Genomic DNA, 9,713 nt, shown 5'->3' on the forward strand with positions numbered 1-9,713 from the left:
ACAGAGCATTCGTGTGCTCCAGCAAATTGATGCACCCCACCCTTCATTGCGCACGTTGTTCCGTAGCCTGGGCACCTGTATCGACAAGGACTACCGCGACCAACTGGCCAAAGCCATGGTCGCCTACCGGGCGGCAACTGCCGGCCTAGCATCGTTGGTGATGTACGACGTAACCACATTATTATGCCGACATCGGCATAATAATGTCGTGACGTCATACATGATCATTGCTCCGAGCCCCACGGATCGGCTTCGGTAGGCGAGCATGGTTTTGGCTAGGGTGTCTTTGTAGTTCAAATCGTGGCAGCGGTGCAGGCTGCGAAAGAGGGTCCTCAATGACGGATGCGGTGCGGCGATGCCATCGAGCACTCTGATGGTGTCTGCTTTGGACGTTGGTTCAATCAGGCGTGCGAGCGCCATGCCTGTTTCGTGCCACGGTTTGTGATTGAAAACCTCAATAGGTTCATGACCTGATGTTATGTTTTCACGTCTTGGCCGAAATACTTACTAATAAATAGGTTCCCGGTACCCTGAACCCATGGGTTCCCGATTCATCCGCAAGGTCCGCACCGCATCCGGCGCTGTCGCCGTGCAAATCGTGGACCAAACCGGACGCACCACCACCTCGGTGGAACACATCGGCTCAGCGAACACCGACGCCGAACTAGCACTGCTGCTACGCTCCGCCGAGCAACGCTTGCATCCAGGGCAGCAAGCCTTTGACTTCGGCGATTTGGAACAAGAACCCGCGTCCCTGGTCGAAGTCGCTGACTGGACCAAGAACGCCCCACTGCCCGACGTGATTCCTGACCGCGGAAGACCCCGAACCGGCACCACGGGCACCGCGAAGGTCGTTGCATCCCCAGCCACTGAACTGTGGGACATCCTTACCGCAGCCTATGCGCGGCTTGGGTTTGAAGTCCTTGATGACGATGGGTTTCGTGCCATGGTGCTCGCCAGGCTCATTGAGCCGACATCCAAAGCAGACACCATTAGAGTGCTCGATGACATCTGTGCACCGCACCCGTCCTTGCGGACCCTCTTTCGTAGCCTGCATCGCTGCCACAACGAAGACTACAAAGACACTCTGGCCAAAGCCATGATCGCCTATCGAACCCAGACCGTGGGGCTCGGAGCAATGATCATGTATGACGACACCACCCTTCACTTCGAGTCGAAAAAGGAAGATGACCTCCGCAAAGTCGGCATGAGTGCCAAATAGCGCGAGCTGGTACTAATGTTCTGACGACTTGGTACCGCTGTTCTGAAGACATGGCACGGTTTGTAACCTCCACCTGATCCTCTGAACTAACCGTTACACAACACCGTGTGATGGGCAGTTCAAAGGAGAAACCTCTTGGTGGATTACCAAACCATCATGTCCATGGTGTTCAAGCACCGAACCTATGAAGAAATCGCCAGATCCCTGGGATGCTCACGCCGCGATATCGCCGCGGTGAAAAAGGCAATCAGCACCAACGGCATCACCGCAGACCGTTTCGCTGCAATGACCGCTACAGATATTGAGAAGCTCTTCCCCGACGGACGCCGAACGATATCGGCAGATTATGCCGACCCGCACTTCGCCCAGATCATAGAACAAATCAAGCACAACCGATTCTTCACACTGCAACAAGGCTGGGTTAAATACGTAGCTGGAACCAGCGCGCAGAAAAAATACAGTTACTCCCAGTACTGCGCGCTGTTCAACCGGTTCGCCGCAACCAACGACGTGGTCGCCACCTTGCAACACGAACCTGGCAAAGCCATGTTCGTGGATTGGGCCGGACCCACCATGAAGGTCCTCGACACGGTCACCGGAGAAACGTTCAAAGCCTATTTCTTCGTCGCGTCCCTGCCCTACTCCGGCCTGATGTTCTGCAAGGCCTTCAGCGATATGAAACAGCACGCGTGGAACGAAGCGCATGTGAACGCACTGGAGTTCTTCGGTGGAGTGGTGCAGATGATCGTGCCAGATAATGCAGCGACCGCTACGCACCGCCGAAAGCGTGGAGACAAGGAAGTCGTAGTCACGAAGGCCTACCACCTGTTGGCTGAGCATTATCAAACTGCGATCGTCCCAGCCAGATCGAATCACCCACGCGACAAGGCCCATGTCGAGCGCATGGTGCAGACCGTTGAAACACGTATCATCGGCTACCTCGACTCGCAGACATGGACTTCGTTCGAGGAGCTGAATGAAGCAGTGAGCGAGCAACTCGAAGACATCAACGAGCATTTGCGCAGGGTCAACCAGACCACCCGACGTGAAGTCTTCGACGCTGAGGAAGCTCCCTTGCTGCAACCCTTGCCGAAGCAACGGTATGAAGACGTCGACTATAAACAGTTAAAAGTCGGTCGGAACTACCACGTGACCAGCGACTATCAGCACTATTCCGTGCCCTATCAGCTTGCCGGAAAAGTTCTCTCCGCACGGATCACCACCACCAGGATCAGCCTTTTTGATGGGCAATCCAAAGTATGTGAACACCCTCGTAAGCACGGCCGGCGTGGTCAGTATTCCACTGAGCTGGCCCACGCACCGAAGCACCACCAGGACGTGCAAGGTCTCTGGACTCGGGACTGGTTCTTGAGTAACGCTCGAAGCTACGGACCGGCGACGGTTCAGGTCATCACCCAGATCTTGGACCGAAGCAAAGTGGAAGCCCAGGCGTTCTTATCCTGCCGTAACATCCTCACCGAGTTAGGACGCAAGAAGAGCCCGTCGTTAGAGGAGGGTTGCCAAGAGATGCTGAACATCAATGGGTACGCGAATTACACGTCGCTCAAACGCGTGATGGCTACCTTAGCCGGAGCCAAGAAGCAACAGGAGCATGCTTCAAGGCCAGCGGCGCAGAACATCAAGAATCTGGAACCAATGCAAAGCATTCCGGGAGCGTCTGTGCGGGATGCGGACCACTATAAGAGCCGGGGATGAATCAGATGCTTACCAGTGAAGACCATCAGAAAATCAAAGATCTGCGCCTCACCATTTTTGCTGAGAAGTTCTTCGAGCTGACCAACGACGAGAGCAATGACAGCCTGCTTCCGGAAGAAGTGTTCATGAATGCGGTGGACCATACACTGGGAATTCGCCAGTCCCAGAAGACCAGCAAGCTCATCAAGCAAGCCCAGTTCCCCTTGCCAAGTGCCAACATCGCGGAGTTACACTACTTGCCCGGTCGCAACATTGATCAGGCCCGGATGAAACGGTACGCAAATCATCAATGGCGTACCGATCCGACGAACCTGCTGATCATTTCACCTACCGGCGGGGGAAAGACTTATATCGCTTGCGCGATTGGAGTTGCCGCCTGCCATAGCGGGCACACGGTTTACTACACACGCATGGATGATCTGGCACGCCTGCTGATGATGGCTCCTGATGACCGCAGAGAACATCATCAACTATTGGAAAGGCTCCAAGAGACTGATCTGTTGATCATTGACGATTTCCTTACCGTGGGAATTGACCAGAACATCGCCAGTGATTTGTTTGCTGTGCTGGCTGATCGTGAACATCGTTTGCCGACGGTTATCGTCAGTCAAACGGATCCGTCCTATTGGGTTACAGTGATGCCTGACAAGATTGCTGGTGATTCCATCGTGAATCGCTTGGCGAACAACACCAGGTGGTTGCTGCTCGGCAAAACGGACATGCGACAGATTAATGGTGAGAAGGCTCGGGACGCAGCTGGCTTTTGGGAATAGGTCCTACCCCGTCCCTAAACAGCTAATTCCCGAACCTTTCAATTAAATAGTATTGGCCAAGGGCCCGTCTTGCCGAGCCCTTGGCCAATCCATTCAAATCTTGCAATCAGTACCAAGTAGTCAGAATCGCAGTTCCAACTATTCAGCCGGTGCGGTACCAACTCGTCAGAACAGAAGTACCATCTGAGGCTATTTAACAGCATGAGCAAAGAACACCGGGTGGACCCGCAAATCCAAGTCGGGCTACTAGTGGACCCGGCAGGATTCCCGTTGGAAATGCATATGTTTGCCGGAAACAAGGCCGAGACCACCACGATCGTTCCGGTAGTCCAAACGTTTCAGGAGCGGCACGGTATCACCGACATGGTGGTCGTCGCTGATGCCGGCATGCTCTCCGCCGCGAATCTGACCGCTTTGGAAGACGCCGGATTCAAATTCATCGTCGGCTCGCGTATGGCCAAAGCGCCTTATGACTTGCAAGAACATTTCGACACGAAGGGCAACCGGTTCGCCAACGGGCAGATCCTGGAATCGAAGCGCGTCATGGGAGTCGGTGCAAAGGGCCGAGAACGCCGAGTGATTTATCAATGGTCTGCGAAGCGTTTCGTCACTGATAATCGGAACATCAATCTCATGGAACGCCGCGCCATGGACATCGCCGGAGGCACAAGCCAGATGCGTAAAGCACGGTTCGTGAAAACGACCGGGACGAAGCCTGAAGTCGATGAGGCCAGGATTGAACGAGCCCGTATGTTGGCCGGGCTCAAGGGCTACGTGACCAATATCGAGCAGTCGGTGATGAAAGGTCAGCAGGTCCTTGATTCGTATCATGACCTCTGGCAGGTTGAAGCGTCATTCCGTATGACCAAGAGTGACCTTTCCGCTCGTCCGGTGTTCCATCGGGATGAGGACGCCATTGATGCTCATTTGACTGTGGTGTTCGCTGCGTTGGCGATTGGCCGGCATTTGCAGGAGATCTCTGGGATGAGTTTGAAGCGGATTATCACTGACTTGAAGGGCGTTCGTTCGGCGAAAATACAGGTCAATGGTGATTATGTGGTGATCCCTGCTGAAATTTCTGCTGAGCTTCGAGAGCTATTGAAGAAGCTTCAGCGTGGATAAAAGTACTTACTAAAGCTTTGGCACGAAACAGGCCATGGCACGAAACCCCTCGTCATCAAGGATTTCGAACCCAAATCGGGCGTAGGCTGCGGTGAGGATTTCCCATAGTTCCGTGGCTGGGGACGCAATGACTTTCGCGGCGCCTGTGGTGCCGGTTCGGGGTCTTCCTCGGTCAGGATGCACGTCGGACAATTTGGCGGGCTTGGTCCAATCAGCGACTTCATCCAGGCTTGCGAGTTCTTGTTCCACATCGTCGAAGTCGAAGGTTTGCTGCCCTGGACGCAAGCGTTGCTCGGCGGAGCGCAACAGCAACGCGAGTTCGGCGTCGGTGTTCGCCGAGCCGATGTGCTCCACGGAGGGCGTGGTGCGTCCAGTTTGGTCCACGATTTGCACGGCGACTGCGCCGGATGCGGTGCGGACTTTGAGGATGAATCGGGATCCCAGGGGTTCAGAGTATCTGGAACCTATTTATTAGTAAGTATTTCGGCCAAGACGCGAAAACAAAGCATCAGGTCATGAACCTATTGAGATTTTCAATCACAAACGGTGGCACGAAACAGGTTCGGCGACACTGTTGCGAGAGATGCCTTGGGTGGACGCGATGGCGCGTCCTGACATTCCTTCGGCGCGAAGCTGGAGTATCCGTTTCGCTTTGATTTTTCGTACCATTGAAAATGGCTCCTTCCACCACACAGGCTCTTGCATGGTGGGAGGAGTTTATACAGGGTGGCTCTGAACGAGAATATTGGGTGGCTCTGAAAGGCAATAAGGCTGTTTCTGGCGGGTGGCTCTGAACCGCAATATTTGTGGCTCTCAAAGAGTCAAATATTCAGACAGCTCCTATGTTCCTCGATGTTTAGGAGCTGTCAACAACATAACGGGCGTAGTCGCACCAATGCGACGTAACAATGCCACACGTAGCCCTAGGAGTGCCGAATCCTGAATGGCTATCCGAAAAACGGTCACCATTCGAAGGCTCGTTACTTTCGGCACGGCCGCCGTCGCTTGACTGGGCTTGCGCATGAACCTGGCCAGCATCAGCAACGATGCATCTGAGGTCAAAACTGCGTCGGTATAAACCGAGCCACCAATCAACGACCGCTCTTCACCTGAATATTCGAAGGTTAAAAGTACTTACTAATGGATTGGCACGAAACAGGAGTACCGGATGCCCGGATTTAGGGGCACGGACTACGCATATTTAGCAGTTGAAGAGAAACTTTCTTGTCAACAGAAAGTTGACAAGAAAGTTGGGCAGTAATTGGCTCTTACTTTCGTGTTGAACGCACCCGGCAGGTGAAAAACTATTCTCCAAACGGTTTAGAAAGCAAGTCAAATCTAATAAATTGGATTGTTGCTACGGTTATTTTCTCAATGGATTCTAGTCCGTTGCATCCAAATACCAGGCAAGCGACCCATATAAATTAAATAGGGTGCGAATCCTCACGCGGGTATTAGCTGGCCTTTTTCGCAGCTTATCCAGTTCTTCTAGATTAAACAACTCGGATAACTCATTTTTCGGAATAGATCCCAATAATTCGTTTATCGCGACTCTTACGTTGTTTCTACCAGCTATCTGATAAGCTCTAGCCTTCATCGTTTTTGCTAATTCAACGTCGGCCTTCGTAACCTTAGGAATCTTAAGGTAACCAAAATCGACTAATTCAGGACGGGGATTCGATTTACTGTCGTATTCAACTGGTCCGGAAGTGAAATCTGTCTGTTCCACCGTTTTTTGATGTAAAAATGTCGCGTGATCAAATTTCTTAGAATCAAATGGGTAAGCGAGAATGCGTGGCTCTAGTTTACTCGCGATATCAAAGCCAATTCCATTGCCAGATCGCTGACTGAGCGGTTGGGATAGTGCGGTTTGTATAGCTAGCGGTGAGTATAGTGGATCGACACGTCTTGACAGCGTGTTCCAGGATGAAGTGATATGCGCAATGAAGTACCTTGCTCTGGTCTGAAGATAAAGAAAATCGCCAAGTGCATCCTCGTGTATCCCCTCATTTCTACCCTGATTCATTTTATCTTCCATTTTGGTCGACAAAAATCGATGGAATTCTTTGGAAATAAGCGAATTATCGCCACCAGCAAAGAGGTACTCTCCCCAAAGTCCCCGCCCAAGCTCACCTGAAGTTACGGTACTTGCCCGATCCTTCAATCGATAGTCGTAGGTGGATCGAAACGTACCGCCATACCCTCCGCTCAGTATGACGGAATCGCTAAAGGTGTTACCTTGATGTGGCCCAACTGGAAGTATCCCATAGGAATATTTCATCGGCCCAACGAGCCCACTGCCGAAATCAGACGGCGCGCGTAAGGTACTTACGCCCGAGTAGTCTGTCATTACTAAATTAAGCTCGCTAGCGACCTGTTCCGCCAGTTGTTTGTCGGGTAGCACTGGATCGCCTTGACAAAAAAACTTGAAAGAGTCTGAGACTCCTGCTTTAATAGTTGCGGCGGCGACGAGTCGACTATCAAACCCCCCTGTCAAGTGACAAATGCTGGCATCTGTCTTTAGCCGAGAAGCGGCTATGACCGTATCTGTTATTTCCTTTGAAGAGCGTTCGATAACTTCTTCATACTCAAGGTCGGGATCTGGAGCCAGATTCAAGTTCCTGTAACGGTGAATTACTAACTTGTCTGTCTGGATCTCAAGGAAATGCATTATGTCGAGCGTTTTTACGTTTTCAAAGCTAGAGGGAGTTAGGCCTCCATTTGTAGCTATAACTAGTTCAATGGCAAATTTAAGTGATTTTTTAGGCGCAATGCCAATTTGCCTAAGAGTGTTGATTAGCTCTTGCAAACTCGAACTAGCTGCACGAATTCCATCTTTTTCGTAGTAGTGCACGAGGCTAGCACCAAGGGCATCCGGGAGGATAAGCACCCGTGAGGTGAATCGTTCAAATACAAATAGAGATACCGCACCCTTAGCACGGGTCGCCCATTCAGCAGCGATATTTTCTTTGCGTATGTTTCTTAGAAAACCTTCTAAGTCCCAAGAGGTAGAAATCGGAAGATCAGCAATCGCTCCGAATCCGTCAGTTCCGATAATTTGTGCGTTGCCGTTTTCTGGTCCTGGAGTAAGATTTACGCCGTACAAATATCCAGCAAGCCTATACTGATCAAGCTCCGGAACTCTTCGGTCTGATGAAACAATTACAGGCGCTCGTCGCAAAATTTCTCCGTTTTTATCTAGACAGAAAATAAGATCTGGGTGGTGGAATTGAGTGATGCCGAATGTATAAGCAACACGTCGCTATCCTGTTAGCACTATTAGCGGCCATTGCTATCAGCGAAATTTGCGTGATCGCAAACCTATGTACTATACAGCAAAGTTGCAATCCTCCGAAAATCCCGTTTCAATAAATAGAAACTAGCAGTTCAAGAGCCCCCTGTTTATCTCATTGAGCTACATTTTGGAATCGGCTGAATGATTTGCCATCCAGCATATCAGGTTCCGTTTTTGCAATAAAGACAACGTGTTGACTCACCTAAAGCGATCGCGAAACACTACCCACCAAGAAGGTGAAAACCTCATGCTGAACAGATGGGACACGAGCAAACCTTGGCGACACGACGAGATATTACAAAGAAGGAAGCCTAGCCTTACGCCAGAGCCTCCAAAAAAGAAAAAGGCGTCATCTAGGATCGCATCACCACGGTAATCGGGTGGTCTCGTGCCAATGCCCGACGCTAACTCCAGCACGCACTACAACGACGCGGGTCCGCCATCAGCAGCAAACGTAAACCGCGTGGCAGTAAATACAGCTACGACGCGCTACTGGTCTTCCAGCACGTATATCTCATGGCCGGCCAACCCTGCGGTAAATACCTAGCAGCCATCATGCAGATCGCGTTGGACAACTTTGAAACACCTACGACTAACGGCTCATTTAGCAAGGTCATTGTCTACCACACCCTACCTATGCGTACCGAGCTTTTGCGCATGAGCCCGGCAACTTTTGACCGGTACCTTGCCCCGTTGAAGGACCGGTTACATCCTGACGCGAATTCTTCGACACAGTCCTCAACGAACCGGTTCAAAGATATTATTCCCATCATGACGCACATCAAGCCAATCGATTATCTGCCAGGCATCATCCTGATCGATACCGCGGCCATTGCGGACATGCCCTCCAAGGCAAATTCGCATCCACACTCACTGTCACTGACCCGTTCATGGGGTGGACCATCAACGCCGTGGTGAAAAACAAAGCCTCGAAATGGATCGCTGATGCTAAATAGCCTCAAATGGTACTTCTGTTCTGACGACTTGGTGTGTTATTTCGTCACATCGTGAACACCGAATCTCACAACTTCGTGGACAACCAATCTCATGACTTTGTATGTCCTGTATCAAGACTTCGTGGACAGTATGTCTCAGTACTTCGTGGAAATCTGCGACCATAGGTTTGTGTCAAATTCAATGAATGAGCAACCCTCTGACTCCGCGCACACGCGCCATGATCATCAACTTCGACCCGACTCAACCTGACGCACTGACCGTCAGAGAATTCTGCAAGATGCAGAAGATCTCCCGCAGCATTTTCTATCGGATCCGTTCCCGAGCCGCTACCGAATCAGCAGCGGCCCTCCATCCACGATCCAGAGCACCTCACCACCCGGCTCGACGCTACGGACCCGATGTCATCAACGAATTGGTCCGTATCCGTAAACAGCTCAAGACCGACGGGTGGGACTACGGCCTGTATCGTGCCACGGTTAGTGATTGAATATCATCAATACCCTCTGACCTGACCATTCATCCGGTCAGAAGATCGAAAAGGGACACTAATTCATGCGCCCACCGTAGGCTAGAACCATGACCATGAGATTCATCCGGAAGGCCCGCACCAAGTCAGGTGCCGTCGCCG

The 9,713-nt window shown here is 51.5% G+C and carries 6 protein-coding genes and 3 pseudogenes; 7 read left to right on the plus strand and 2 right to left on the minus strand.

Annotated elements, in window-relative coordinates; translation table 11 throughout:
* The 5 genes and pseudogenes from VJ369_RS00510 to VJ369_RS00530 form a co-directional block, all read left to right on the plus strand.
* Positions 1-181: pseudogene (locus VJ369_RS00510) on the plus strand (IS1634 family transposase); the annotation flags it as partial.
* Positions 182-538: 357 nt separating this feature from the next.
* Positions 539-1,222 carry a hypothetical protein gene (locus tag VJ369_RS00515; RefSeq protein WP_324090206.1) on the plus strand — a complete coding sequence of 228 codons (684 nt, stop codon included), beginning with the start codon at positions 539-541 and terminating at the stop codon, positions 1,220-1,222.
* Positions 1,223-1,360: 138 nt separating this feature from the next.
* Positions 1,361-2,938: an IS21 family transposase gene (gene istA / locus VJ369_RS00520; RefSeq protein ID WP_324090207.1), complete on the plus strand. Its 1,578-nt coding sequence runs from the start codon at positions 1,361-1,363 to the stop codon at positions 2,936-2,938.
* Positions 2,935-3,711, plus strand: a complete 777-nt coding sequence (locus VJ369_RS00525) for an ATP-binding protein (RefSeq protein ID WP_324090208.1) — start codon at positions 2,935-2,937, stop codon at positions 3,709-3,711. Before istA ends, VJ369_RS00525 begins: the two co-directional genes overlap by 4 nt.
* Before the next feature lie 201 nt (positions 3,712-3,912).
* Positions 3,913-4,833, plus strand: a pseudogene (locus tag VJ369_RS00530) (IS1634 family transposase); the annotation flags it as partial.
* A 9-nt stretch (positions 4,834-4,842) separates the two neighbouring features.
* Here VJ369_RS00530 and VJ369_RS00535 read toward each other — a convergent pair.
* A complete protein-coding gene (locus tag VJ369_RS00535) occupies positions 4,843-5,217 on the minus strand; it encodes a hypothetical protein (RefSeq protein ID WP_324090210.1) in 375 nt (124 codons plus the stop codon).
* 997 nt (positions 5,218-6,214) lie between these two features.
* On the minus strand, positions 6,215-7,939 hold the full coding sequence (locus VJ369_RS00540; protein WP_324090211.1) for a hypothetical protein: 1,725 nt from the start codon (positions 7,937-7,939) through the stop codon (positions 6,215-6,217).
* Between the two features lie 705 nt (positions 7,940-8,644).
* Between VJ369_RS00540 and VJ369_RS00545 the strand changes: the two genes are divergently transcribed.
* On the plus strand, positions 8,645-9,046 hold the full coding sequence (locus tag VJ369_RS00545) for a hypothetical protein (RefSeq protein ID WP_324090212.1): 402 nt from the start codon (positions 8,645-8,647) through the stop codon (positions 9,044-9,046).
* Between the two features lie 223 nt (positions 9,047-9,269).
* Positions 9,270-9,569, plus strand: a pseudogene (locus VJ369_RS00550) (IS481 family transposase); the annotation flags it as partial.
* Positions 9,570-9,713 lie beyond the last annotated feature (144 nt).

It is taken from the genome of Glutamicibacter sp., assembly GCF_035257265.1.
Classification (GTDB): Bacteria; Actinomycetota; Actinomycetes; order Actinomycetales; family Micrococcaceae; genus Glutamicibacter.